The organism is Gordonia alkaliphila, from assembly GCF_023017165.1.
Lineage (GTDB): Bacteria > Actinomycetota > Actinomycetes > Mycobacteriales > Mycobacteriaceae > Gordonia > Gordonia alkaliphila.
Genome location: NZ_JALKBW010000001.1, coordinates 3,395,922 through 3,422,220 on the forward strand (window position 1 = coordinate 3,395,922; position 26,299 = coordinate 3,422,220).

At 66.6% G+C, this 26,299-nt stretch carries 17 protein-coding genes, 2 rRNA genes and 1 pseudogene; all 20 read right to left on the reverse strand.

Annotated features, from left to right (window positions below; all coding sequences use genetic code 11):
• Position 1: 1 nt before the first annotated feature.
• A complete protein-coding gene (pyrG, locus tag MUG78_RS15565; protein WP_246996332.1) occupies positions 2-1,753 on the reverse strand; it encodes a CTP synthase in 1,752 nt (583 codons plus the stop codon).
• Positions 1,754-1,838: 85 nt separating this feature from the next.
• Positions 1,839-2,765: a copper transporter gene (locus MUG78_RS15570; protein ID WP_246996334.1), complete on the reverse strand. Its 927-nt coding sequence runs from the start codon at positions 2,763-2,765 to the stop codon at positions 1,839-1,841.
• The gene (steA, locus tag MUG78_RS15575; protein ID WP_246996336.1) at positions 2,762-3,955 is read right to left on the reverse strand and encodes a putative cytokinetic ring protein SteA; all 1,194 of its coding nucleotides are present in this window, start codon (positions 3,953-3,955) and stop codon (positions 2,762-2,764) included. The genes MUG78_RS15570 and steA overlap by 4 nt, the downstream gene beginning before the upstream one ends.
• 117 nt (positions 3,956-4,072) lie before the next feature.
• The gene (gene recN / locus MUG78_RS15580) at positions 4,073-5,839 is read right to left on the reverse strand and encodes a DNA repair protein RecN (protein ID WP_246996337.1); all 1,767 of its coding nucleotides are present in this window, start codon (positions 5,837-5,839) and stop codon (positions 4,073-4,075) included.
• A 7-nt stretch (positions 5,840-5,846) separates the two neighbouring features.
• On the reverse strand, positions 5,847-6,818 hold the full coding sequence (locus MUG78_RS15585; RefSeq protein ID WP_246996340.1) for an NAD kinase: 972 nt from the start codon (positions 6,816-6,818) through the stop codon (positions 5,847-5,849).
• A gap of 28 nt (positions 6,819-6,846) precedes the next feature.
• On the reverse strand, positions 6,847-7,671 hold the full coding sequence (locus tag MUG78_RS15590; protein ID WP_246996341.1) for a TlyA family RNA methyltransferase: 825 nt from the start codon (positions 7,669-7,671) through the stop codon (positions 6,847-6,849).
• Positions 7,672-7,695: 24 nt separating this feature from the next.
• Positions 7,696-7,947: a hypothetical protein gene (locus MUG78_RS15595; protein ID WP_246996344.1), complete on the reverse strand. Its 252-nt coding sequence runs from the start codon at positions 7,945-7,947 to the stop codon at positions 7,696-7,698.
• A 29-nt stretch (positions 7,948-7,976) separates the two neighbouring features.
• Entirely contained in the window at positions 7,977-9,605 is a 1,629-nt protein-coding gene (locus MUG78_RS15600) for an HAD-IIA family hydrolase (RefSeq protein WP_246996345.1), read from the reverse strand.
• Positions 9,606-9,653: 48 nt separating this feature from the next.
• A 23S ribosomal RNA gene (locus tag MUG78_RS15605) occupies positions 9,654-12,511 on the reverse strand.
• 281 nt (positions 12,512-12,792) lie between these two features.
• A 16S ribosomal RNA gene (locus tag MUG78_RS15610) occupies positions 12,793-14,261 on the reverse strand.
• The 16S and 23S rRNA genes sit together here, the layout of an rRNA operon.
• Positions 14,254-15,459 (reverse strand): annotated as a pseudogene (gene tyrS / locus MUG78_RS18465) (tyrosine--tRNA ligase); the annotation flags it as partial. The gene MUG78_RS15610 and the pseudogene tyrS, both read right to left, overlap by 8 nt.
• On the reverse strand, positions 15,456-15,680 hold the full coding sequence (locus MUG78_RS15620) for a Trm112 family protein (RefSeq protein WP_246996349.1): 225 nt from the start codon (positions 15,678-15,680) through the stop codon (positions 15,456-15,458). The pseudogene tyrS and the gene MUG78_RS15620, both read right to left, overlap by 4 nt.
• A 27-nt stretch (positions 15,681-15,707) precedes the next feature.
• Positions 15,708-18,785, reverse strand: coding sequence for an AMP-binding protein (locus MUG78_RS15625; RefSeq protein ID WP_246996351.1), 3,078 nt, complete (start codon positions 18,783-18,785; stop codon positions 15,708-15,710).
• A gap of 99 nt (positions 18,786-18,884) precedes the next feature.
• A complete protein-coding gene (gene argH, locus MUG78_RS15630) occupies positions 18,885-20,327 on the reverse strand; it encodes an argininosuccinate lyase (RefSeq protein WP_246996353.1) in 1,443 nt (480 codons plus the stop codon).
• Positions 20,328-20,401: 74 nt separating this feature from the next.
• Positions 20,402-20,905 (reverse strand): arginine repressor, encoded by a 504-nt coding sequence (locus MUG78_RS15635; protein ID WP_246996355.1) that lies wholly within the window; start codon positions 20,903-20,905, stop codon positions 20,402-20,404.
• Positions 20,902-21,825, reverse strand: coding sequence for an ornithine carbamoyltransferase (gene argF / locus MUG78_RS15640; protein ID WP_246996357.1), 924 nt, complete (start codon positions 21,823-21,825; stop codon positions 20,902-20,904). Before argF ends, MUG78_RS15635 begins: the two co-directional genes overlap by 4 nt.
• A complete protein-coding gene (locus MUG78_RS15645; protein ID WP_246996359.1) occupies positions 21,822-23,018 on the reverse strand; it encodes an acetylornithine transaminase in 1,197 nt (398 codons plus the stop codon). The genes argF and MUG78_RS15645 overlap by 4 nt, the downstream gene beginning before the upstream one ends.
• Positions 23,015-23,953, reverse strand: coding sequence for an acetylglutamate kinase (gene argB, locus MUG78_RS15650; protein ID WP_246996361.1), 939 nt, complete (start codon positions 23,951-23,953; stop codon positions 23,015-23,017). Before argB ends, MUG78_RS15645 begins: the two co-directional genes overlap by 4 nt.
• Positions 23,950-25,137: a bifunctional glutamate N-acetyltransferase/amino-acid acetyltransferase ArgJ gene (gene argJ, locus MUG78_RS15655; RefSeq protein ID WP_246997099.1), complete on the reverse strand. Its 1,188-nt coding sequence runs from the start codon at positions 25,135-25,137 to the stop codon at positions 23,950-23,952. Before argJ ends, argB begins: the two co-directional genes overlap by 4 nt.
• A gap of 41 nt (positions 25,138-25,178) precedes the next feature.
• Complete coding sequence (gene argC, locus MUG78_RS15660) at positions 25,179-26,216, reverse strand: N-acetyl-gamma-glutamyl-phosphate reductase (RefSeq protein ID WP_246996363.1); 1,038 nt, start codon at positions 26,214-26,216, stop codon at positions 25,179-25,181.
• Positions 26,217-26,299 lie beyond the last annotated feature (83 nt).

The following is a 26,299-nucleotide window of genomic DNA, read 5'->3' on the forward strand; positions in this document are numbered from 1 at the left end:
GTTACCGCCCGGTCTGCTCAGCCGAGGCCGCGTCGACGGCGTCCTCGTCCAGACCGGTGGCGTCGTAGCCCTTGAGTTCCACCGGCAGGCGCACGGCCGTCTTGTACCGCAGCGCCGCCTCGATGAAGGCCGAGAACAGCGGGTGCGGACGCGTGGGCCGGCTCTTCAGCTCCGGGTGCGCCTGCGTGGCCACCAGGAACGGATGGATCTCGCGCGGGTACTCGACGAACTCCACCAGGGTGCCGTCCGGCGAGGTGCCGGAGAACTGCAGACCGGATTCGGCGATCGCGTCGCGGTAATCGTTGTTCACCTCGAAGCGGTGACGGTGCCGCTCAGTCACGTCGGTGGTGCCGTAGGCGCGGGCCACCTGGCTGCCCGGGGTGAGCGTGGCCGGGTACGAACCCAGGCGCATGGTGCCGCCCAGATCGGCGTCACCGGCGACGGCCGCGGTCTGATCGGCCATGGTGGCGATCACCGGCTGCGGGGTGTCCGGATCGAACTCTGTGGAGCTGGCCTCGGACAGACCCACCGAACGTGCGGCCTCGATCACCACGCACTGCAGGCCCAGGCACAGGCCGAGCAGCGGCACACCGCGTTCGCGGGCGTACGAGATGGCGCCCAGCTTCCCTTCGATCCCGCGGATGCCGAAGCCGCCGGGAATCATGATCGCGTCGACGTCGCGCAGCGCCGCATCCGCGCCCTCGGGCGTTGCACAGTCGTCGGACGGCACCCACACGACCTCGGTGCGCGCGTAGTGCGCGAAGCCGCCGGCGCGGATCGCTTCGGTCACCGACAGGTAGGCGTCGGGCAGGTCGATGTACTTGCCGACGATGGCCACGGTGACGGTCTCGCGCGGCGAGTGCACGCGGTCGAGCAGGTCGCCCCACACGGTCCAGTCGACGTCGCGGAACGGCAGCCCGAGCTGGCGCACCACGTAGGCGTCGAGCTGCTCGGAGTGCAGCACCTTCGGGATGTCGTAGATCGACGGGGCGTCCGGGGTGGAGATCACACCGTCGATGTCGACGTCGCACATCAGCGCGATCTTCTTCTTCAGCGCCTCGGGCACCGGACGATCGCACCGCAGGATCAGGGCGTCGGGCTGGATGCCGATGCTCCGCAGCGCCGCCACCGAGTGCTGGGTCGGTTTGGTCTTGAGCTCGCCGGACGGCGCCAGGTACGGCACCAGGGAGACGTGCAGGAAGAAGACGTTGTCGCGCCCCAGGTCGTGGCGGATCTGCCGTGCCGCCTCGAGGAAGGGCTGCGATTCGATGTCGCCGACGGTGCCGCCGATCTCGGTGATCACCACGTCGGGGGCCTCGCCCGAGCTGTCCGGCTCGTGCATGGCCAGCATGCGCGACTTGAGCTCGTCGGTGATGTGCGGAATCACCTGCACGGTGTCGCCGAGGTACTCGCCGCGTCGTTCCTTGGCGATGACCGTCGAATACACCTGCCCGGTGGTCACATTGGCCGACGCACTGAGATTGCGATCCAGAAACCGCTCGTAGTGGCCGATGTCCAGGTCCGCTTCGGCGCCGTCCTCGGTGACGAACACTTCACCGTGCTGGAACGGATTCATCGTGCCCGGATCCACGTTCAGATACGGGTCGACCTTCTGCATCGTCACACGGAGTCCGCGCGACGTGAGGAGCTGGCCGAGGCTCGACGCAGTCAGGCCCTTACCCAGGGACGACGCGACGCCGCCCGTCACGAAGATGTGCTTGGTGCCTGGCTGCCCATGGCGCTGTGATCGCAAACTGTTGCTCCCGTCAAGGCTGAATACCTACGGGACTTCAGCCTAACAGCATCCTTCCCCGGCCGATAACAACACGCGCGTGCGATCAGCGACCCGGCGCGGTCACCGTGATCGACGCCGCACCTTTTCCGGTGCCGTAGGCGCCCGAGCGCCCCTCGGACTCGGCCTGCAACGCCAGGATCACGGTGAGGCGCCCGGTCTGCTCGTTCACATCGTCGACGGTCGACAGCGAGTTGCCCAGCCCGGGATCGGAACGGACGACGGCGATCGCCGCGCTGCCGTCGGCAGAACCGTCGCGGCCGGCCAGGACGCCGCCCTGACCACGCTGCGCCATCGCGGAGGCCAGACGCCCCAGCAGCTGGCCCTGAGCGCCCGAGTCGGCGGGCACGGCGCCGCCGGTCATCACCACCACGAGATCGGCCGGCTTCACGGTGCCGTCGGCGTAGTCGAGGAAACCGCCCTCGCGCAGCGTCTGCAGCACGGTGGCCCGGTCCTGCTCCGGCACCGGCCGCGCCCCGTCGCGCACCAGCAGTGCGGCACCGAGCAGATCGCCCACCCGGGATCCGGAATCGGAGAAGTCGGTGCGCAACTGCTGACCGGCAGGCACCGACTGGTCGACGATGGTCGAGAGCTTGGCGGCGTTCTCGTCGCGGACCAGCGTGGTCCGCAGACTGAGCTGTCCGGAATAGTCGGCGCCGGCGTCGGCCAGCAGTGCCTTGACGGCTTCGGTGTCGGTGTCCGCGGCCGTCGGCCCGGTCACCACGAGCACCGATTTACCCACGAGCGTGCCGCCCACCAGCTCGGGCGTGACCGCGGTCAGGAAGCCCTGGTCGACGTTCACCTGCCGGGCCAGCGCGTCGCGTTCGTTCTCGGCGACGCCGAGCCGATCGCGTTCGGTGCCGGTCAACTGGTTCACCCGGTCCCCGATGAAGCCGGAACCGAGGAACAGGCCCAACGCCAACGCCAGGAAGACGGCGATCAGCGAGATGGCGTGCTGGCGCAGCGAAATCATCCGGTGGTGGTTCCCAGTCCGCTCACCCAGTCGGTCACCTGGTCCCACCTGTCGCCGAACCACGCGCCGACACCGACGTCGCCGGTGGTGATCATCAGCGCGACGACCAGCACGAGCAGGGCGGCCAGTACCAGCATGGCGATCACCGCGCCGCTGACCCGGCTGCGGTACAGGGTGGCCACGGCCTTGGCGTCGACCAGCTTCTGGCCCACCTTGAGGCGGGTCAGGAAGGTCGACGGGATCTGATCGCGACGGCTGCGATCGAAGAAGTCGTTGAGTGTGCCGCCCAGCCCGACGGTGACGATCAGGTCGGCGTCGTGGAAGTCGACGAGGAGCAGTGCGAGGTCACCGGCCGAGCCGACGGCGGGGAACGTCGTCGCACCGATGCCGAGGTCCTGGATGCGTTCCAGGCCGGCCGCGTGGCCGTCCGGGTCGGCGGGCAGCACCAGTTCGGCGCCCGACTTGAGGGTCTCGTCCTTGATCTCATCGGGGTCGGCAACGATGACGGCGGGCTTGTAGCCGGCCTTCATCAGGGTGTCCGCGCCGATCCCGACGCCGATCATGACCGGCTGATACTCCTTGATGAACGGCTTGAGCGCCTTCAGGTCGGCGACGCGGTCGGAGCCGTCGCCCACCACCACCACGTGGCGGCCCTCCAGCTTCACGTCCAGCTTCGGCACGCCCACGCCGTCGATCAGCAGTGGCGATTCGCTGCGGATGAACTCGATGGAATTGCCGGAAAACGCCTCGAGGTGATCGATCAGGCCGGTCTTGGCTTCGAGCATCCGGTCGGCGACGGCGCGCTCGTCCAGCTCGGCGCCGCGCGCCACCACGCGGTCGCCCAGGTAGAGCCGGTTGTCGTGCAGACGGAGTTTGGCGCCCTCCTTGACCCGTGCGAAGACCTCCGAGCCCACCTCGTCGAGCAGCGGGATGCCCGACGCCGCGAGCACCTCGGGGCCGAGGTTCGGATAGCGACCGGTGATCGACGACGACGCGTTCACCACCGCGACCACGTCGGCTGCGACCAGCGCGTCGGCGGTGAGACGGTCGAGGTCCACCTCGTCGAGGATGACGATGTCACCCGGACCGACCCGATCGACCAGACGTTTCGTCTTCTTGTCGATACGCGCGATACCGGTGGTACCGGGCAGGTCTTCGGTGCGGCGCGAGAGCAGAGCTGGCATCCTCATGGCCCGATCTTGGGCCCGATCACGCCCGAGTACACGGAGGCGCGCCGTAACAACGGCAACATATGTCACACAATGCGCAGAAACCTCGCGCGCCGCATCCGTCTCGCTGGTATCGCCTCAGCCGGCTTCCGGGGTGGCCCGCGCCGCCTCGGCGGTCTGCAGCAGTTCCTCGGCGTGCGCGCGCCCGGTGTCTGAATCGCCCAGCCCGGCGAGCATGCGCGCCAGTTCGGCCACCCGCTCGGCGCGGTCGAGCTCGGTGAGGGTCGACGTCTGGCGCCCGCGCGCACCGCCACCGACCTTGCCGATCACCAGGTGGTTGTCGGCGAAGGCCGCCACCTGCGGCAGGTGGGTCACCACGATCACCTGGTGCCGTCGTGCCAGCCGGGCCAGACGCGCACCGATCTGCACCGCGGCGCCGCCGCCGACACCGGCATCCACTTCGTCGAAGACCATCACTCCGCCCGCGTCGGGTTCGGCCAGCACCACCTCCAACGCGAGCATCACGCGGGAGAGTTCGCCGCCGGAGGCCGACTTGGCGATCGGCAACGGTCGTGCACCCTTGTGCGCCACGAGCCCGAACTCGACCCGGTCGGCACCGTCGCCGCCGGCCGTCGTGCGGTGGCCGTCCACCTCGATGGCAAGTCGGTCGTCATCGGCCGAGGCCAGCGTCACGGTGACTGCGAGTTCACTGCCGCCCATCGCCAGGCCGGCGAGCTCGGCGGAGACCTTGGTGCCGAGCTTCCCGGCGGCCGCGGCCCGCACCGCGTGGAGTCTGCCCGCCAGTTCGGCGACCTGCGCGCGTTCCTTCTCGGCCCGCGCCTCCAGCTCTTCGACGGAGCCCTCCGGATCGTCGAGCTGGGCGAGGCGACGGCGCGCGTCGTCGGCCCACTCGATCACCCCGTCGACGTCGGCGGCGTATTTGCGGGTCAGCAGCTTGAGGTCGCCCTGCCGGTTCAGCAACGAGTCGAGGTCCTGCGCGTCGCTGGGCAACCCGGACAGGTAGGCCGACAGCTCCTCGCCGAGGTCGTTGACCACGACCAGCGCCTCCGCCACGCGCGGCAGCAGCTCGCGCAGCGCCTCGTCGTCGGCGCCTTCGAGCAGGGAACGCACCGAGCCGAGCCCGTCGACGACGCTGGTCGACATGCCGCCGTCGCCGGACACGATGCCGTGCGCGCCGGCCGCGGCCGCCCGCAGATCCTCCAGGTCGGTGAGCCGTCGGATGGTCGAGACCAGTTCGGCGTCCTCACCCGGTTCCGGGGCGACGGCGTCGATCTCCTCGAGCCCGAACCGCAGACGGTCGGCTTCCTGCGCGAGCGCGCGCGAGTCGGCGCGACGACGGTCCAGCTCGTCGAGGGTGGCGATCCAGCGGGACCGCGCGGTGCGGTACTTGGCGAGCAGGTCGGTGGCTTTCTTGCCGGCGAACCGGTCGAGCGCCGCGCGCTGCTGGTCCGGACGGGCCAGCCGCAGCTGATCGTTCTGGCCGTGGACGGTGAGCAGTTCGCCGGTCAGTTCACCCAGGACGGTGGCCGGGACCGAACGCCCGCCGAGGTGCGCCCGCGAGCGCCCGTCTGCACCGACGGTCCGGACCGCGATGATCGTGTCGTCGTCGTCGGTCTGCGCACCGGTCGCGTCGAGCACTTCGTCGATCTTCGGCACACGCTGCGCCCCGGTGGGCAGCCGGAAGCGGCCCTCCACCACGGCCCGGTCGTCGCCGGTCCGCACCCGTCCCGCATCGGCGCGCGCACCGGACAGCAGCCGCAGGCTCGTCACGATCATGGTCTTACCCGCGCCGGTCTCGCCGGTCAGCACGGTGAAGCCGGGCGCGAACTCCGCTGTCGCCGACTCCAACACGCCGAGTCCGCGAATCGACAGCTCCTCGAGCACGCTCTCCTCAGCTCCTTCCGCGCCACCCGGTGACGGGCAGCGAGAACTTGGTGACCAGGCGATCGGTGAACGGTTCGGAACCGATCCGCACCCACCGCAACGACGTATCCGCGCGCACCGCTTCGACGCGGCCGCCCGCGGGGACTTCCAGAATGCGCCGACCGTCGCAGAGTGCCACCGCCGGGCGCCCGTGCGCGTCGACCTCGACGGCGATGCGCGACCGCGGGCTGGTCACCATCGGTCGGGCGAACAGCGCGTGCGCATTGCTCGGCACCACCAGGATCGCTTCCAGGTCCGGCCACATCACCGGTCCGCCGGCCGAGAAGGCATAGGCCGTGGAGCCGGTCGGCGTGGAGATGAGGAGCCCGTCCGCCCCGAATGCCGAGACCGGTCGGCCGTCGACTTCGGTGACCAGTTCGAGGACGCCGTTGTGCGAACGATTCTGCACGGCGACCTCGTTGAGCGCCCAGGTCTGCCCCAGTTTGGCTCCGCCCTCGTTGTCGAGCACGGTGACGTCGAGCACCATCCGATCCTCGACGCAGTATTCGCCGGCGATCACCCTATCCAGCACCTCGTCGATGCCGTGTGCTTCGGCCTCGGCCAGGAAACCGATGTGGCCGAGGTTGACCCCCAGCAGCGGTACCTGCGCCGGATAGGCCAGCTCGGCGGCGCGCAGGAAGGTTCCGTCGCCGCCCAGCACCAGCACCAGCTCGCAGCCGACCGCGGCCTCGGGACCGGCGTGCACCAGCTCCACCTCGGCGCCGGCGGCGCGCAGTTCGGACGGATCCAACGGATGCCAGGACGCGTCCTGCGACACGGCGGGCTGGCGGGTGTCGTGGTGCAGGACCCGCAGGGTGATGCCGGCCTCGCCGCAGCGACGGCCGACGGTGTCCAGGGTGCCGGTCACTACGTCGCGCCCGGTGTGCGCGACCACCAGGAAGGTCCGCGGAGCAGCGATCGACGCTGTTTCAGTGCCCACCGCTACCTCCTCGACTCTCGTGTACGCGTCATTGCGGTCCGCGCGCGACGGCCGCATCGATCATCTCCACGGTATCGGTCGCCGCCGACACCTCCGCCGGGGCGTCCGGCTTGTGCAGCCACAGGAAATACTCGACGTTGCCGGACGGGCCCGGCAGCGGACTCGCCTCCACCGCCCGCGTCACCAGTCCGAGCTCGGCCGCGGCCGTCGCGACCTGCGCCACCGCCTCGGCGCGCAGCACCGGATCGCGGACCACGCCGCCGGCACCCACCCGCTCTTTACCCACTTCGAACTGCGGCTTCACCATGGGCAGGTAGTCGCCCCCGGGTCGCAGGCACGAGGCCAACGCGGGCAGCACCAGCTTGAGGGAGATGAACGACAGATCGGACACGATGAGGTCCACCGGGCCGCCGATCGCCTCCGGGGTCAGGTGACGCACATTGGTGCGGTCGTGCACGTGAACCCGTTCGTCACTCTGCAGCCGCCAGACCAGCTGGCCGTAGCCGACGTCGACCGCCTCCACCTCGCGCGCGCCTTCGCGCAGCAAGACATCGGTGAAACCGCCGGTGGAGGCACCGGCGTCGAGGCAGCGGCGTCCCTCGACGACGAACCCACGCGGGCCGAACGCGGCGAGTGCCCCCAGCAGTTTGTGTGCGCCGCGGGAGGCCCAGTCGTCGGTCTCCCCCTCCACGACGACAAGCGGGGTGTCCCGGCCCACGTTGGTGGCGGCCTTAGCAGCGACGGTTCCGTTGACTTTGACGCGACCGTCGTCGATCAGCTGTCGAGCCTGTTCCCGGGACCGGGCCAGACCCCGGCGCACCAGTTCGGCATCTAAGCGTGCGCGTGCGGCCATCAGTGTCCCCCGCCGACCGGCGACTCAACCACGGCCGACCTCGTCCAAGGCTGCGACCAGCGCGTCGTGCGCAGAGGTCAGCAGATCGGCCTGCCGAGCGACCGCAGCGAGTTGGAACCCGCCGTCGAGTTCGATCCGGATCTGTTCCACCTGACCCAGCAGGTCGTCGACCTGTCCGGCGACCGGGTGGTCGGCCGGATCGGGCGGCGGCGCCGAGGCACGGGCCGCGCGCGCGGCCAGCGCTGCGGGTGAGGGAGAGTTGTCGGTTCCGGTCATGACCTGCCCAGGCTATCGCACGACGGCGGTCAGCGAGCCTCGGCGAGGCCGAGCTCCACCAGCAGCGACATCACCAGGGCATCGCTGGCATTGATCCGAAGTTCGAGGCCGCCGACGTCTGCGGTCCATACAGCGTGCGTCAGCGCAGGAAGCAACGAGATGGGATCGATGGCACCGACCGGATCCACCGAGATCCGATTCTCCAGCACCGTGATGCGCCAGCTCTCCTGCGGACCGATCCGCATCTGCGCCGCGGGGACGTCACGCTGTGTCAGGTTCGCGAGCACATAGGTCGGACGTTGTTCCGGTACCGCCGCCAGCAGCGACGACGCCGACGCCACTCCGGTCAGAACCAGCAGGCTGTCGATGCCGACGGCATTCGCGCCTTCGATGTCGGTGTTCAGCCGGTCGCCGATCATCAGCGGGCGGCTGCTACGGCTGCGCGCCAGCACTGCCCGCATGATGGGGGCCGACGGCTTGCCTGCCACCACGGGCTGCTGCCCGGTGGCCGACGCCACCGCCGCCACCATCGAGCCGTTGCCGATCATCAGTCCCCGCTCGGTGGGTAGCGTGGTATCGGTGTTGGTCGCGAACCACTGGGCACCGTTCGCGATCGCCAGCGCTGCTTCGGACAGCCGTGCCCAGTCGGTGTCCGGCGAGTGACCCTGGATCACGGCAGCGGGCGACTCGTCTGCGGAGCTCACCGGCACCAGTCCGACCGACGCCACCTCGTCCCGCAGCGACCGTGCGCCCACTACGAGGACGGCGCTGCCTGGCGCGATCCGGTCGGCAACGAGACGTGCACCCACCTGTGCGCTGGTGATCACCGCCGACGGCTCCGCGTCGAATCCGAGGTCCCGCAAGTGAGCTGCCACCTCGGCGGCGGACCGGCTGGCGTTGTTGGTGACGTAGTAGGCGTCGCGGGGACGAGACGCGACCAAATCGAGTGCGCCGGGCAGCGGAGTGCTGCCCTCGAACAGCGTGCCGTCGAGGTCGAACAGGAGAGCGTCGTACTCGGCGGTGACGGTGTCGCCCGTCGCGGAAGCGGTCGGCGTCTCGTCGACGAGCACGTCGACTCCGTCGAGGTCCTCGGCCAGCAGTTCTTGCAGGGCGTACTCGGCGTCGGTCGCATCGTCGACGTCGGCGGCCGCGGCGTTCTGGTACCAGACCAGAGCATGCGCCTTCCGACCCGCCGCGGACAGCGCAGCCGCGTAGGCACTGAACAGGCGTGCCGCCTCGGTGCCACTGCGACCGGCACGCAGATCCTGGCCCTCGAGGACTCCGATCGCGCCTTCGGCGTCGCCCAGATCCAGGTGCGCGCCGGCTTCCACAATCGCCAGTTCAACGGCTTCCTCACCGATCAGCGACTGCCCCTCGGGACTCTGTGCCACCTCGATCGCCTTCTCCGGTCGGCCCAGACCGCGCTCACTGTCGGCGATCAACGGGAGCAGTGCGTCACCGTCCCCGGAGATCCGCCGTGCCGCCCGCAGCTCGGACAGCGCTTCCTGCCATTCGCCGGCGTAGTAGGCCGCGATGCCTGCGGTCTCGCGGACCACGCCGACTCGCGCGGCACGAGCGCGGGCCGCCCGCGCATGCTCGAGTGCGAGCTCCGGATCCTCCGCCAGGAGTTCTCCGACCGCGACGAGGTGCCTGGCCACTCGATCGGCCGACGCCTTGTCCAGACCTTGCAGATCTCGCCGCACCTCGGGGTCGAGGTCGCCGGCGGTGATCTCGTCCGGGATCACCGGATCGGAATCGGCGCCACCAGCAGATTGCCCACCACGCTTGCTCATGTTCTCCAATCAGGCTTCGCGCTTAGATGCTTTCAGCGCTTATCCTTTCCGTACTTCAGCTACCCAGCTATGCCCTTGGCAGAACAACTGGTACACCAGCGGTACGTCCATCCGGTCCTCTCGTACTAAGGACAGGTCTCCTCAAATTTCCTACGCCTGCGACGGATAGGGACCGAACTGTCTCACGACGTTCTGAACCCAGCTCGCGTACCACTTTAATGGGCGAACAGCCCAACCCTTGGGACCTACTACAGCCCCAGGATGTGATGAGCCGACATCGAGGTGCCAAACCTCCCCGTCGATGTGGACTCTTGGGGGAGATCAGCCTGTTATCCCCAGGGTAGCTTTTATCCGTTGAGCGATGGCCCTTCCATGCGGTACCACCGGATCACTAAGTCCGACTTTCGTCCTTGCTCGACCTGTATGTCTTGCAATCAAGCTCTCTTCTGCCTTTACACTCTACGTACGATTTCCGACCGTACTGAGAGAACCTTTGAGCGCCTCCGTTACTCGTTACTCTTTAGGAGGCGACCGCCCCAGTCAAACTGTCCACCTGACAGTGTCCCACTACCTGATTCAAGGCAGCTGGTTAGAATCCCAGTACTACAAGGGTGGTATCCCAAGGATGGCTCCACACAGACTGACGTCCATGCTTCATAGCCTCCCACCTATCCTGTACATGTAGCACCGAGACTCAATGTCAAGCTACAGTAAAGCTCCATGGGGTCTTCCGTCCTGTCGCAGGTAACCGGCATCTTCACCGGTATTACAATTTCACCCAGTCTGTTGTTGAGACAGTGCCCAAATCGTTACGCCTTTCGTGCGGGTCGGAACTTACCCGACAAGGAATTTCGCTACCTTAGGACCGTTATAGTTACGGCCGCCGTTTACTGGGGCTTAAGTTCACTGCTTCGGTTACCCTAACAGATCCCTTAACCTTCCAGCACCGGCAGGCGTCAGCTCCTATACATCGTCTTGCGACTTAGCAGAAACCTATGTTTTGGTAAACAGTCGCTTGGGCCTATCTCTGCGGCCATGTTTCCATGGCACCCTTCTCCCTAAGTTACGGGTCATTTGCCGAGTTCCTTAACAACAGTTCTCTGGCTGGCCTTAGGATACTCTCCTCACCCACCTGTGTCGGTTTGCGGTACAGGCACCTTTAACCTCAATAGAGACTTTTCTCGACAGTGTGAAATCAGCTACTTCGCTACTAAATTTCGCTCCGCATCGTACCCCAGCATTATTCTAACGGATTTGCCTATTAGAACTGCCTCAATACTTGCCCGCACATAACCAACAGTGCGGTTAGCTTATCCTACTGTGTCATCCCATTTCTCAAACGGTTATTGGTGGTACAGGAATATCAACCTGTTGTCCATCACCTACGCCTTTCGGCCTCGGCTTAGGTCCTGACTAACCCAGGCGACGAACCTTTCCCCTGGAAACCTTGGGTTTACGGCCTGTGGATTCTCACCACATCTCGCTACTCATGCCAACATTCTCACTTCTATACAGTCCACATCTCCTTACGGTAATGCTTCAATCCGTATAGAAAGCTCTCCTACCCATCATAAATGATGCCGTAGCTTCGGTAGTACGTTTTAGCCCGGAAATTTTCGGCGCAGGATCACTCGACCAGTGAGCTATTACGCACTCTTTAAATGAGTGGCTGCTTCTAAGCCAACATCCTGGTTGTCTGTGCAATCCCACATCCTTTACCACTTAACGTACATTTAGGGACCTTAGCTGACGATCTGGGCTGTTGCCCTTTTGACTATGAATCTTATCACCCACAGTCTGACTCCAAGCATAAGAATACGGTATTCGGAGTTTGATAGTCTTCGGTAAGTGCAATACCCCTGAGGACATTCAGTGCTCTACCCCGTTTCTCTAAATCTTGAGGCTAGCCCTAAAGCTATTTCGGAGAGAACCAGCTATCCGGGCTCGATTGGAATTTCACCGCTATCCACAGGTCATCCCCGAGCTTTTCAACGCTCGTGGGTTCGGTCCTCCACGAAATTTTACTTTCGCTTCAACCTGCCCATGGATAGGTCGCCGGTTTCGGGTCTACGTCAACTAACTATACGCCCAGTTAAGACTCGCTTTCGCTGCGGCTCCACACCTTAAGTGCTTAACCTTGCTAGGTAACGTAACTCGTTGGCCCGTTCTACAAAAGTACGCAGTCACACAAATAATGTGCTCCTACAGCTTGTAAGTGTAGGGTTTCAGGTTCTATTTCACTCCCTCCGGGGTTCTTTTCACCTTTCCCTCACGGTACTATACGCTATCGGTCACTAGGTAGTATTTAGGCTTGGAGGATGGTCCCTCCTGCTTCCCACAGGGTTTCACGTGTCCCGTGGTACTCTGGATCATATATCGATTTCTTGTTTTTTCAGCTACGTGGCTTTTACACTTTATAGCGGAGCTTTCCAACTCTCTTTCACTTACAATACCTCGACCTTATGATATGTCCGCAACCCCAGTGAAGAAAACTTCACTGGTTTGGCCTGTTCCGCGTTCGCTCGCCGCTACTTACGGAATCGATTTCTTTCTTCTTCCTCCGGGTACTTAGATGTTTCAGTTCCCGGGTTCCCCTCGTATAGCTATGTATTCACTATACGATACTTAGACATTACTCTAAGTGAGTTCCTCATTCGGAAATCTTGGGATCACAGTTTACGTGCAACTCCCCCAAGCTTATCGCAGCTTATCGCGTCCTTCATCGGCTCCTAGTGCCAAGGCATTCGCCCTACACCCTTAATAACTTGACCAGTTTAAAATGCTTCGCCAATGTCTTTGTCTTCATATATTTTTAGACAAATCCCATTGCTCAAAGTTTATATAATGTTTTTAAAAGTTATCTTTTATATATGATATATTTTTTAAGAAGTTTATCTTCTTCTTTATATAATGTCATATCACTAAATGTTATGCAGTTTTCAAGTACTAGTACTTAACAAGTAAGTAACACAATAGTTTAAGAGTGTTAAAGAACCCTCAAAATTAAAAGTAAAGAACCCTCAAAATTAAACAGTAGGTTAATTCTCCCTAGAAAGGAGGTGATCCAGCCGCACCTTCCGATACGGCTACCTTGTTACGACTTCACCCCAGTTATTGATTTCACCTTCGACACTCGCTTCCCAAAAGGGTTAGCTAAGTGGCTTCGGGGCACCCCCAACTTCCGTGGTGTGACGGGCGGTGTGTACAAGACCCGGGAACGCATTCACCGCAGCATTCTGATCTGCGATTACTAGTAACTCCAGCTTCATGTAGGCGAGTTTCAGCCTACAATCCGAACTGAGAATGGCTTTAAGGGATTAGCTCGGCCTCACGACTTGGCTGCCCTCTGTACCACCCATTGTAGCACGTGTGTAGCCCTAAGCATAAGGGGCATGATGATTTGACGTCATCCCCACCTTCCTCCAGGTTATCCCTGGCAGTCCCTCAGAGTGCCCAACTTAATGCTGGCAACTAAAGGCAAGGGTTGCGCTCGTTGCGGGACTTAACCCAACATCTCACGACACGAGCTGACGACAACCATGCACCACCTGTCACTTCTGTCCCGAAGGGAAAAATGCGATTAGGCATCGGTCAAAAGGATGTCAAGCTTAGGTAAGGTTCTTCGCGTTGCTTCGAATTAAACCACATGCTCCGCTACTTGTGCGGGTCCCCGTCAATTCCTTTGAGTTTCACTCTTGCGAGCGTACTCCCAGGCGGAGTACTAATGCGTTAGCTGCGGCACCGAGGGGTAACCCCGACACCTAGTACTCATCGTTTACGGCGTGGACTACCAGGGTATCTAATCCTGTTTGCTCCCACGCTTTCGTGCCTCAGTGTCAGTTACAGTCCAGAAAGCCGCCTTCGCTACTGGTGTTCCTCCTAATATCTACGCATTTCACCGCTACACTAGGAATTCCACTTTCCTCTCCTGCACTCAAGTTTTCCAGTTTCAAGAGCTTACTACGGTTGAGCCTAGCCTTTCACTCCTGACTTAAAAAACCACCTACGCACCCTTTACGCCCAGTAAATCCGGATAACGCTAGCCCCTACGTATTACCGCGGCTGCTGGCACGTAGTTAGCCGGGCTTCCTCCTCAAGTACCGTCATTATCTTCCTTGAGGACAGAGTTTTACGACCGAAGGCCTTCATCACTCACGCGGCGTTGCTGCATCAGGCTTTCGCCCATTGTGCAATATTCCCACTGCTGCCTCCCGTAGGAGTTTGGACCGTGTCTCAGTTCCAATGTGGCCGATCACCTCTCAGGTCGGCTACTGATCGTCGCCTTGGTAAGCCATTACCACACGAAAGAAACATCTCGCGCGAACTTCACTGAGCAGAGTCCGTCACCCCGGCCGGCTCCCTCTCAGGCGCCTTGCTCGCTGGCAACTCCGATTAAGTTACACACCGTCGAACGGGAACACAACTCCGCTGGTCAGCGGCCGATCCGCGCCCCGGCGAAAGTCTTCTTGCCGCGCCGGAGTACCAACCAGCGTCCATGCAGCAGATCGTCGGCCGACGGTGTCCAGTCGGCATCGCTGATCTTGACGTTGTTGACGTACGCGCCGCCCTCGTCGATCGCCCGACGAGCCGCCTTGCTGCCGGCGACGAGACCGGAGTCGACGAACAGCTCCACGATGGTGGGCGCGGCACCCGCGTCGTACTCGGCGATCTGGGTCTCCCCCAGTGCCGCGGCCAGTGTTCCCTCGTCGAGTCCGGTCAGTTCACCGCGTCCGAACAGCGCCGAGCTGGCGAGTTCGACGGCCGCGGTCTGGTCGGCACCGTGGATGAGGGTGGTGAGCTCTGCGGCGAGCCGCTTCTGCGCGGCACGCAGGAACGGCTTCTCGGCGACCGCGGTCTCGAGCTCGGCGATCTCCTCGCGCGACAGGAAGGTGAACCACTTGAGGTACTTGATGACGTCGGCGTCGGCCGTGTTCACGAAGTACTGGTACCAGACGTACGGCGAGGTGAGCTCGGGGTCGAGCCACAGGCTGCCGCCGCCGGTGGACTTACCGAACTTGGTGCCGTCGGCCGCGGTGACCAGCGGGACCGTCATTGCATGCGTGCTGCCGGCTTCCACCTTGCGGATCAGGTCGACGCCGCCGAGGATGTTGCCCCACTGATCGGAGCCGCCGATCTGGAGTACGCACCCGTACCGGCGGTACAGCTCGAGGTAGTCGTTGGACTGCAGCAGCAGGTAGCTGAACTCGGTGTAGCTGATGCCATCCGATTCCAGACGACGCTTGACCGTCTCGCGCGCCAGCATCACGTTGACCGAGAAGTGCTTGCCGATGTCCCGCAGGAAGTCGATGGCGGAGAGCTTGCTGATCCAGTCGAGGTTGTTGACCAGCACCGCGGAGGTGGCGGACTCGTCGATCGCGACGAAACGCTGCAGCTGCCCGACGATCTTGTCGGCCCAGCCGGCCACGGTGTCGGCGGAATTCATGGTGCGCTCGCCGACGTCGCGGGGATCGCCGATGAGGCCGGTCGCTCCGCCGGAGAGCACGACGGGACGATGGCCGGCCATCTGGAAGCGACGCAGGGTCAGCAGCGGCACCAGGTGACCGGCGTGCAGGCTGGAGGCGGTGGGGTCGAAGCCCGCGTACAGCGAGATCGGCCCTTCGGTGAGGACGGCACGCAGTGCGTCGGGGTCGGTCGACTGGCCGATCAGGCCGCGCCAGGCCAGCTCGTCGAAGAAGTCGGGATCCACGGGGGTGCTCACTTGTCGCCCGCCTCACCGGTCAGCAGTCGGTGTTCGTCGTCGCCCACCTTGCGGGCGTCCGCGATCAGCATGTTCGGGATGCCCAGATCGTCGATCGCATAGGCCACGCGCAGCCGCGGGTTGTACAGCTCGTCGCCGACATCGATCAACTCGCCGAGGTCCTGCGGACAGACGAGCCGCGCGCGCACCACGGGGTCCAACTGCTCTGCACGTGAGGTCATGTGTGCTCCTTTTCGCCGCCGACCACGTTACTCGGCGGGCCGATCTCCGACCGTTGCGGGCTCAGCGGCTGTCGTCTCCACCACAGCGGCCTCGACCCCCGGCTGCTCGGCGGTGGCGGACTGATCACCGGACGGCCGCTGCAGCACCGGCTGCGGCGTGGGACGCGACCAGTCGATGGCGTCGGCGGCCGACCGGGTGTACCGCCGGTACCGACCGTCCACATCGCGGAACCAGATCCGCGAGCCCGGACGCGGCAGGTTGCGATCGACGACGAGCGGACGGTACGACTCGCTGACCGGAATGTCGCTGATCACGGTGATCAGGTGCGGACGCTGCGTCGCGGCGATCTCGCCGAGCGCGATCCGCAGCAGGGTGGGCGTGGTGGAGGCGACGCCGTCGCGCAGAGTGATGGCCGCGACGACCACCTCCGCGCCGGGTGCACCGACGCTGTACACCACCACCTGATCCACCGACGGCACCTTGGACAGCGCCTGGCGGATCGGCTCGGGATAGACGATGCCGTCCGCGGTCCGCATGCTGGCCGCGACCGAGCCCATGTACCAGAGATCGCCGTCGTAATCGCGGCGGAACAGCAGTCCGGAGACCTCCCAACGGTCCTGCCGACGGAACACGTCGCGCAGCACCTGGCCGCTGACATCGAACCGCTGCCCGGCGTGGGCCATCAGCATGCCGACCTCGTTGGGTTCGGTCAGGCGGACGAAACCGGTGTCCGGGTCCACCACCAACTGTCCGCTGTCGGCGTCGTACGCGGCGACCGCGACGTCATTGGTCTCCGGGAGCGGTCGGCCCATCGAGCCGATCTTGCTGCCGTCGATGTTGGACAGGATGGCCGAACCGTCGGCGGAGGCGAAGAACTCGAGCACCTTGGCGCGGGGCAGTCGTTCGTCGATCTCGGTCCACAGTCCGGTCGGCAGACCGGAGCCCATGAACAGCCGCACGCTGGACAGCTGCGCCGGATCGAACCCGGGCGCATGCAGCACCTCGCGCAGCATGGTCCACGTGTAGGAGACCACGGTGACGCCGTACCGCCGCACTTCCTGACCGAAGCGCTCGGGGTCGACGCCGTTCGACAGCGCGATCCGCGACCGGCCGGCGACGGCGGCGCCCAGGGTGGTCAGCAGGCCCGACGCATGGTGTAGCGGCGGGAGGCAGTAGACGGTGTCGTACGTGGACAGGCGAGCGGCCGCGGCCGCACCGAAGGCGGACATCGCGAATCGGTGATTGGTCACCGACCACTGGGTCAGGCGTCCCTCGACCCGGGTGAACAGCACGAAGGCCAGGTCGCCGGCCTGTCCCGGGTCCGGTCGGTACCACGCCGGCAGGCGTACCTCGTCGGGCTCGATCTGCTCCATGTCGACGATCTGGACGCCGTCGGCGCGGTCGATGACCCGCTGATCGCCGCCGCCGAGCACCAGCACGCGATCGCTGACCGCGGCCGCGTCTTCCAGGTGCACCGGATCGGTCACGATGGCCCGCGTCTGCGCGAGGGTGAGCATCTCGTCGAGGTCGTCGGCGGTCGACAGCATCACCGCGACGGCGCCCAGTCGCGAGAGCGCCGCCACGGCGACGAGCGCACTGGGGCGCGGGTCCATCATCACGCCGATGTGCTCGCCGGGCCGCACACCGCACTCGATCAGGCCCGCGACGACGTTGTCGATACGCGTGTTGACCTGCTGGTGCGTGAGGACGCGGTCCTCGAAGAGAAACAGTTCCGCATCCGGGGTCCGACGATTGTTCTCGGTCATCAGCTTGCCCAGCGAGATACGCGTCGACGACTGGATCTGTCCCAGTCGGAACAGGCGGGGCACCGTGCGCACCGATTCGGCGGCCACCGCGCGGGACGTGCGCTGCACCGACTCCACCGCCTCGGCGATCTCCTTGGTCAGCGCGGTACCGGCGCCGGCCACCTGACCCACCCCGTAGGTGAGGCGGTTGGCCCAGCTGATCCCGCTGCCATGCCCCTCGCGATCCGGATCCATCAGGCCGACCGCGGCGGGCGCCTCGCCCTCACCGTCGCGCCACCGAATCCACTCGGCCGTCGTCGGCCAGGACAGGCGGCCCGCGGTAGAGCCGACCACCAGTCCGAAGTGGCCGGCGGGCACCAACGCCTCGTACACCTCGGCATCGGGTGAGGCGTCGACGATGCCGCGCACCGCCAGCGGTTGCCCGATGTCGTCGGTCTCGCCGACGAAAGCCAGGATGGGGCAACGGATCTCGGTCAGCGAGACGATGTCGCCGTCGATCACGAAACCGCCGGACACCATCCGGTTGTGCGAGACGAACTGACGCAGGAGCTCGGCGACGGCCGGCCCGGACCAGGCGACCCAACCCTCCCGCTCCAAGAAGCGCCGCTGGTCCTCCCGCGGTAGGAGCGCGTCGCGGTCGTGCAGTTTCCGCAGGAAGTCGATGCGGCTGCGTGCGGTCTTGACCGGGTCGAACAGCTGAAAGCCGGTGCGCGCCAACCAACTCGGGATCCAGAGTTTGTTGAACACCCGGTCGGCGAGGATCTCGGCGCCCGGCACGGCCAGGGCCGCGGGCAGACCCAGCGGCAGTGCGGCCAGCACGTCCACGGGGCTGCCGTAGGTCACGACGCTGGCGATGCCCTCCGAACGCCGGTACGCCGCCGCCTGATAGGCGAACATGCCGCCCTGCGAGTAGCCGCCGAGGTGGATGTCTCGACCCACCAGGCCCCGCACCAGATCCACCACGCGACTGATCGCCAGCACGTGATCGGTGAGGGTGCGCTCCATGCCGCCCTCTTCATGATCGGGTGAACCGAAGTCGATCACCCAGGGGATGATCCCCTGCTCATGCAGGATGGAGGCGGCGCCGTTCTCCTCGGTCACGTCGTAGACGTTGGCCGACACCATCATCGGTGGAATCAGGATCACATGCGAGTAGCCGTCGCCCGGATCGTCCGGGAAGTACCGCCGCAGGCGGTACATCTTCTCGGTCTCCACCACCCGGTACGGCGCCGGTTCGTTTCCGGTGTCGAGGCCGCCCATGCGGATCACCTCGAGCCCGTTCTGCGCGGTCGCGACGATCCGACCGATCGTCCCCCCGACATTCGGCAGTCCTGCCACGGCATTACCTCTTTCACGAACGCGATCCCGCTCACTCTAGCGAACGGTGGTGGCCTGCCGAACACTTCCCTACTTGCGAGTCAGCTCGCGGGCGCCCCGTCAGGCGAGCGCGTCACGCAACTCGGCGATCTTCGCCGTGGCGACGTCGATCTGACGCTGTACCTGCACCGACGCCGTGCCGCCCAGCGCGCTGCGCGACTCGATCGATCCGATCACGGTGAGGACCTCACGCACGCCCGGGGTGAGTTCGGGATGGATCGCCCGGAAATCGTCGTCGCTCAGATCGGCCAGACCGATGCCGCGGCCCTCGGCTTCGCGCACGCACGCACCGGCGACCTCGTGCGCCACGCGGAACGGAACTCCCTGGCGGACAAGCCATTCGGCGATGTCGGTGGCCAGGGTGAAACCGGCCGGGGCCAACTCGGCCATCCGCTCGGCATGGAACTCGAGGGTCGCGACCAGTCCGGTCATCGCCGGCAGCAGCAGTTCGAGCTGTTCCACCGAGTCGAAGACCGGCTCCTTGTCTTCCTGCAGGTCCCGGTTGTAGGCCAGGGGCTGCGCTTTCAGGGTGGCCATCAGCCCGGAGAGGTTGCCGATGAGGCGGCCGGCCTTGCCGCGGGCCAGTTCAGCGACGTCCGGGTTCTTCTTCTGCGGCATGATCGAGCTCCCCGTGGACCAGGCGTCGGCCAGGGTCACGTAGCCGAATTCCGGTGTGCTCCACAGGATCACGTCCTCGCCCAGGCGGGACATGTCGACGCCGATCATCGCCAGCACGAAGGCCGCCTCGGCGGCGAAGTCACGCGAGCTGGTCGCGTCGATGGAGTTGTCGGCGGCACTGTCGAAGCCCAGATCGGCGGCGATCGCGGCCGGATCCAGGCCCAGCGACGAGCCGGCGAGCGCGCCGGACCCGTACGGCGACACCGCGAGCCGACGATCGGCGTCGACGATGCGCGCCACGTCGCGCAGCAGCGGCTGCGCGTGCGCCATCAGGGTGTGCCCGAGCAGCACCGGCTGCGCGGCCTGCAGGTGCGTCTTGCCCGGCATCACGACGCCGGGGTGCGCCTGCGCCTGGCCGACGAGGGCCGCCGCCAGGTCGAGCACATCGGCGCCGACGCGACGCAGTGCGGCGCGCAGCCACATCCGGAACAGGGTCGCCACCTGGTCGTTGCGCGACCGGCCGGCCCGCAGGCGGCCGCCGAGCTCGGCACCGACCCGCTCGATGAGGCCGCGCTCCAGTGCGCCGTGTACGTCTTCGTCGGAATCGGCGGCGACGAACTCGCCCGACGCGATGTCCGCGGCCAGGTCGGCCAGGCCGTCGTGCATCGCCTCGAGGTCCCCATCGGTGAGCAGCCCGGCCCGATTCAGCACCCGTGCGTGTGCCTGCGACGCGGCGATGTCGAAGGGCGCCAGGGCCCAGTCGAAATGCGTGGACTTGCTCAGCGCGGCCATCGCCGCCGCGGGACCGTCGGCGAAGCGGCCGCCCCACAGGGCTCCGGTGTTCGTGGCGCCAGCCTCAGGCGTTGCGTTCGCGTCGTCGACCATGGGGTGCTCACTCCTGTGTGTTGTGTGGTTCACGTCTGGGATATTCGGTGTGCGGTATTCGGTTCTGGGGCTGCTCAGACGAGCCGTTCGAGGGTGTGCGCCACTTCCGCGCCGGAGCGCGGCGCCCGGGCGAGGACGAAGACGGTGTCGTCGCCGGCGATGGTGCCGACGATCTCCGGCAGGCTCGCCCGATCCAGGGCACTGGCCAGATACTGCGCCGCGCCCGGCGGGGTGCGCAGCACCGCCATGTCGCCGGACGAGTCCACCGACACCAGCAGCTCGCCGAGCAGACGGGACAGCCGCGCGGTACCGCCCGCGACGCCGCGGACCGGGCTCCCGTCCTCGGGCACCAGGTACACGCCGGTGCCGCCGTCGGCGCCGCGCAGCTTGACCGCGCCGAGCTCGTCCAGGTCCCGCGACAGGGTGGCCTGGGTGACGTCGATGCCTTCGTCGGCCAGCAGTTGCCGCAGTTCCACCTGGCTCCCCACCTGCAGCCGGGTGAGGAGCTCGCTGATCCGAGCCAGCCGCCCGGCGCGCGTCGCCGCCAGCCGCGGCCGGGTGGACTCGGGCTCGGTCATGCCTGCTCCAGCAACCAGGCCAGCAGGGCCTTCTGCGCGTGCAGACGGTTCTCGGCTTCGTCGAAGACGACGCTCGCCGGGCCGTCGATCACCTCATCGGTGATCTCCTCGCCGCGGTGGGCGGGCAGGCAGTGCAGCACGATCGCATCGTCCGCGGCATGCCCGAGCAGCGCGGCGTTGATCTGGTACGGACGGAACGGGCCCACCCGATCGAGGCCGTCGCCCTCCTGCCCCATCGACACCCAGGTGTCGGTGACCAGGACGTCGGCACCGGTGGCAGCCGCGACCGGATCGTCGATCACGGCGATGCTGCCGCCGGTCGCGGCGGCTTGGCGCTGCACGTCGGCCAGGACCTGCGAGTCCGGGTCGAAGCCGTCCGGCCCGGACAGCCGCACGTGCATGCCGGCCATCACGCCACCCAATGCCAGCGAGTGCGCCATGTTGTTGGCGGTGTCGCCGAGGTAGGTCATGGTGAGCCCGGCCGGGGCGCCCTTGTGCTCGGTGATGGTCAACAGGTCGGCCAGCACCTGGCACGGATGGAAGCTGTCCGACAGCGCGTTCACCACCGGGACGGTCGCGAACTCGGCGAGGTCGTCGAGCCGATCCTGCCCGAAGGTGCGCCACACGACGGCGTCGACGAACCGGGACAGCACGCGCCCGGTGTCGGCCAGCGTCTCGTCGCGGCCCATCTGCGTGGTGGAGCCGTCGACGGCCACGGCGTGGCCGCCGAGCTGCGCGATGCCGACCTCGAAGGAGAAGCGGGTGCGCGTGGAGTTCTTGTCGAAGATGAGGCCGATGGCCCGCGGCCCGGCCAGCGGCTTGTGCCCGGTCGGGTCCTTCTTCAGCTCGGCTGCCAGAGCCAGCACCTGCGCCTGCTCGGCGGGCGTCAGATCGTCGTCCCGAAGGAAATGCCTGGTCATGCGTTCTCCTGTGCGGCCGCTGCGGCGGTCGCGGTGTCGAGGATGGTGGGCAGCGCGGCGACGAAACCGTCGGCCTGCTCCCGGGTGAGAATCAGCGGCGGGGCCAGACGCAGCACGTCGGCGGCCGGAGCGTTGATCAGGAAACCCTGCTCGCGGGCCCCGGCCTCCGCGCCGGCGGCGATCGGCGCGCGCAGCACCACGCCCAGCAGCAGACCGTCGCCCCGCACCCCGGCGATCTGCGGGTGCTCGAGCGCTTCGATGTCGGTGGCCAGCGCCTTGCCGAGGGTGTCGACATGGGTGAGCAGATCGTGCTGCTCGATGTAGTCGAGGACGGCGAGCGCCGCGGCGGCCGCCGCGGGGTTGCCGCCGAACGTGGTGCCGTGCTGACCGGGCCCGAACAGGTCGGCCGCGGGACCTGTCGCGAGCACCGCGCCGATGGGCAGACCGCCGCCGAGGCCCTTGGCCAGGGTCATCACGTCGGGCACGATGCCCGCGCGCTGGTGGGCGAACATGACGCCGGTGCGGCCGATGCCGGTCTGCACCTCGTCCAGAATCAGCAGCGCGCCGTGCTCGGCGGTGATCCGCCGGGCCGCGGCCAGGTAGTCCGGTCCGGGCACCACCACGCCGCGCTCCCCCTGGATCGGTTCCAGGATCACCGCGGCGGTCTGGTCGGAGACGGCGGCGGCGAGCGCATCGATGTCGCCGTACGGCACGAAGTCGACGCCGGCCGGCATCGGTTCGAACGGCGCGCGCTTGCCGGGCTGGCCGGTCATCGCCAGCGCGCCCATGGTGCGGCCGTGGAAGCCGCCGTCGGCCGCGATGATCTGCGGGCGGCCGGTGAGCCGCGCGAGCTTGAACGCGGCCTCGTTGGCCTCGGTGCCGGAGTTGCAGAAGAACACCCGGCCGGGCTGGCCGAAGGCGTCGAGCAGCTTCTCGGCGAGGGCGACGACGGTCGGCGAGATGTACAGATTGGAGACGTGGCCCAGCGTCTGCAACTGCTCGGCCACCGCCCGCACCAGCTCGGGGTTGGCGTGACCCAGCGCGTTGACGGCGATGCCGCCGAGCAGGTCGAGGTACTCCTTGCCGTCGGCGTCGACCACCACGGCGCCCTCGCCGCGCACCAACGCCACCGGCGGGATGCCGTAGTTGTTCATGAACGAGGCGGACCAGCGTTCTTGCAGCGGGGCGGTCATGACGGGGGCCTTTCGACGGGAGTGGCGGGACGGGCGACGACGGTGGTGCCCGGGGTGGAGGCGGTGAGCAGCGCGGCCAGCACGGCGTGCGGGCGGCGGCCGTCGATCACGTGCGCGGCGCGGACGCCGCCGCGGACGGCGCGCAGGCACGCCTCCATCTTCGGGATCATGCCGGCGTCCAGGCGCGGCAGGAGTTCGGCGACTGCGTCGGCGTCGATCTCGCTGACCAGCGACGACCGGTCCGGCCAGTCGGTGTACAGGCCTTCCACGTCGGTCAGCATCACGAGGTGCTCGGCGCCCAGCGCGTCGGCGACGGCACCGGCGGCGGTGTCGGCGTTGATGTTGTGCACCACGCCGTCGACGTCGGGCGCGAGCGTGGAGATCACCGGGATTCGGCCGGCGGCGATCAGGTCGTCGACGGCCGAGGTGTTGACTGCGGCGATGTCGCCGACGAGGCCGATGTCGAGCTGCTCGCCGTCGACCAGGACCGTGCGCCGGGCCGCGGTGAGCAGTTTGGCGTCCTCGCCGGTCAGACCGACGGCGTACGGGCCGTAGCTGTTGATCAGGCCGACCAGTTCGCGCCCCACCTGACCGAACAGCACCATGCGCGCCACTTCCATCACCTCGGGGGTGGTGACGCGGAAGCCGCCGCGGAACTCGCCGTCCAGCCCCAGGCGGGTCAGCATGGCCGAGATCTGCGGGCCGCCGCCGTGCACCACCACGGGATGGATCCCGCAGGCGCGCAGCAGCACCATGTCGGCGGCGAAGGCCGCCTTCAGCTCGTCGTCGATCATGGCGTTGCCGCCGTACTTCACCACGACACGTCGGCCGTGCAGCGCTTGCAGCGCGGGCAGCGACTCGGCGAGGATCGCCGCCTTATCGAGGGGCGGAATGCCGTCGAGGGGTGGGATGCCGTCAGGGGTTGCAGTGCTCATGTGGTGTAGGCCGAGTTCTCTTCGACGTAGGCGTGGGACAGGTCGGTGGTGCGAATGGTGGCCTCGGCGTCGCCGAGACCCAGATCGGCCACCACGTCGATGCGGTCGCCGGACAGGTCGACGTCGCGGGCGCCGGCCACGCCGGTGCCGTCGACGCAGACCGCCGACCCGTTGAACGAGACGGTGATGGTGTTCGGATCGATCACCACCGGCGCGATGCCGATGGCGGCGAGGACGCGGCCCCAGTTGGGGTCGGAGCCGAACAGCGCGGTCTTGACCAGCGAGTCGCGGCCGATGGTGCGGGCCACGGTCAGGGCCTCGTCCTCGGTCCGCGCGCCGGTCACGGTGATCGTGCAGCGCTTGGTGACGCCTTCCGCGTCGCCCTGCAGCTGGGTCGCGAGGTCGTCGCAGACGGCGAAGATCGCGGCGTCGAGCGCCTCCTGGGTCACCTCGATCTGGCTGGCGCCGGAGGCCAGCAGCAGCACGGTGTCGTTGGTCGACGTCGATCCGTCGATGTCCAGGCGGTCGAAGGTCAGCGCCGTGGCACGACGCAGCGCGGTGTCGAGCATGTCCGGGGCGACCTTGGCGTCGGTGGTCAGCACCACCAGCATGGTGGCCAGCGACGGCGCCATCATGCCCGCGCCCTTGGCCATGCCGCCGACGTTCCATCCGCCCGGATGGTGCAGCGCGACCTGCTTGGGCACCGTGTCGGTAGTCATGATGGCCCACGCGGCGTCGGTACCGCCTTCCAGTCCACCGGCCATCTCGTGGACGATCTCGGTGACGCCCGGCAGCAGCTTGTCCATCGGCAGCCGCTCGCCGATGATCCCGGTGGAGCACACCGCCACCTCGATGGCGCCGGTCTCGGTGCCCCAGTTGGACAGGGTCTGCGCGACCGCCTCGGCGGTGGCGTGGGTGTCCTGGAAACCGCCCGGTCCGGTGCATGCGTTGGCGCCGCCCGAGTTGAGGATCACCGCGCGCACCCGTTGCGACTTGATGATCTCGGCGGTCCACAGCACCGGCGCGGCCTTCACCTGGTTCTTGGTGAAGACGGCCGCGGCGCCCAGGTCGGGGCCCTCGTTGAAGACCAGCGCCAGATCGGACTTGCCCGACGGCTTGAGGCCCGCGGTCACGCCGGCGGCGCGGAAACCGAGCGGGGCGGTGACGCCCTGCCGACGCACCATCCGCGCGCCGATCAACTGCTCCAGATGTTCGTCCTGCACGCTCACGGCGCCACTCCCACTGTCGTCAGGCCTTCGGTTTCGCCCCAGCCCACGGCCAGGTTCATCGACTGCACGGCGGCACCGCCGGTGCCCTTGGTCAGATTGTCCACCGCGCCGACGGCGATCAGTCGACCGGCACGCTCGTCCACGGCCAGGCCGATTTGAATCGCATTGCTGCCGACGACCGAGCCGGTCTCCGGGAACCGACCGTCACCGAGCACGTAGATGAACGGCTCGTCGTCGTAGGCCTTCGCGTACGCGGCCCGGATCTCGTCGATCGACGCCGTGGTCGGCGCACTGACGGTGGCCAGGATGCCCCGCGACATCGGCACCAGCACCGGGGTGAACGAGACGTCCACGTCGGTCTCGGCCACCGCGGAGAGCGCCTGGATGATCTCCGGGGTGTGCCGGTGCGCACCGCCGACGCCGTAGGCGCGGGCCGAACCCAGCACCTCGGAGGCGAGGAGATCGGCCTTCGGCGCCCGTCCGGCGCCGGAGGTGCCGGACACCGCCACCACGTTCACGGTCGGCGCCACCAGGCCCGCGGCGAGGGCCGGGGCGATGGACAGGATCGAGACGGTCGGATAGCAGCCGGGCACCGCAATGCGGTTCGCACCGGCCAGTTCGGCCCGATTGTCGAGCAGCTCGGGCATGCCGTACGGCCAGGTGCCCGCGTGGTCGCCGCCGTAGTAGCGGGTCCACTCGGAGGCATCGCGCAGCCGGAAGTCGGCGCCGCAGTCGATGATCAGGATGGTGGGCGGCAGCGCATTGGCGATCTGCGCGGACTGCCCGTGCGGCAGGCCGAGGAACACGACGTCGTGCCCGGCGAGCACTTCGGGCGTAGTCTCAGCGAGGACACGGTCGGCCAGCGGCAGCAGATGCGGATGATGTTCGCCCAGACGCGTGCCCGCGTTGCCGCCCGCCGTCAGCGCACCGATCTCGAGCTCACCTGCCGCCAGGCGCGGGTGCCCGCAGAGAAGGCGAAGGATCTCGCCTCCCGCGTAACCGCTGGCGCCGGCCACTGCAATCCGTAGTGTCATGTGATCATTATGCACTACGGTGCAAATTCATTCATTACCGGGGCGGACGCCCCCGCGGACAACGGGTATCCGGGCGCGAAAAT

Excerpts from the sequence above, each read along its gene's own strand:
- MUG78_RS15570 (WP_246996334.1), bottom strand. The coding sequence starts at position 2,765 with ATGATTTCGCTGCGCCAGCACGCCATCTCGCTGATCGCCGTCTTCCTG.
- steA (WP_246996336.1), bottom strand. The coding sequence starts at position 3,955 with ATGAGGATGCCAGCTCTGCTCTCGCGCCGCACCGAAGACCTGCCCGGT.
- MUG78_RS15590 (WP_246996341.1), bottom strand. The coding sequence starts at position 7,671 with ATGGCCGCACGCGCACGCTTAGATGCCGAACTGGTGCGCCGGGGTCTG.
- MUG78_RS15595 (WP_246996344.1), bottom strand. The coding sequence starts at position 7,947 with ATGACCGGAACCGACAACTCTCCCTCACCCGCAGCGCTGGCCGCGCGC.
- MUG78_RS15620 (WP_246996349.1), bottom strand. The coding sequence starts at position 15,680 with ATGACCTCACGTGCAGAGCAGTTGGACCCCGTGGTGCGCGCGCGGCTC.
- argH (WP_246996353.1), bottom strand. The coding sequence starts at position 20,327 with ATGGTCGACGACGCGAACGCAACGCCTGAGGCTGGCGCCACGAACACC.
- MUG78_RS15635 (WP_246996355.1), bottom strand. The coding sequence starts at position 20,905 with ATGACCGAGCCCGAGTCCACCCGGCCGCGGCTGGCGGCGACGCGCGCC.
- argF (WP_246996357.1), bottom strand. The coding sequence starts at position 21,825 with ATGACCAGGCATTTCCTTCGGGACGACGATCTGACGCCCGCCGAGCAG.
- MUG78_RS15645 (WP_246996359.1), bottom strand. The coding sequence starts at position 23,018 with ATGACCGCCCCGCTGCAAGAACGCTGGTCCGCCTCGTTCATGAACAAC.
- argB (WP_246996361.1), bottom strand. The coding sequence starts at position 23,953 with ATGAGCACTGCAACCCCTGACGGCATCCCACCCCTCGACGGCATTCCG.
- argJ (WP_246997099.1), bottom strand. The coding sequence starts at position 25,137 with ATGGTGCGTCGGCAGGGCGTCACCGCCCCGCTCGGTTTCCGCGCCGCC.
- argC (WP_246996363.1), bottom strand. The coding sequence starts at position 26,216 with ATGACACTACGGATTGCAGTGGCCGGCGCCAGCGGTTACGCGGGAGGC.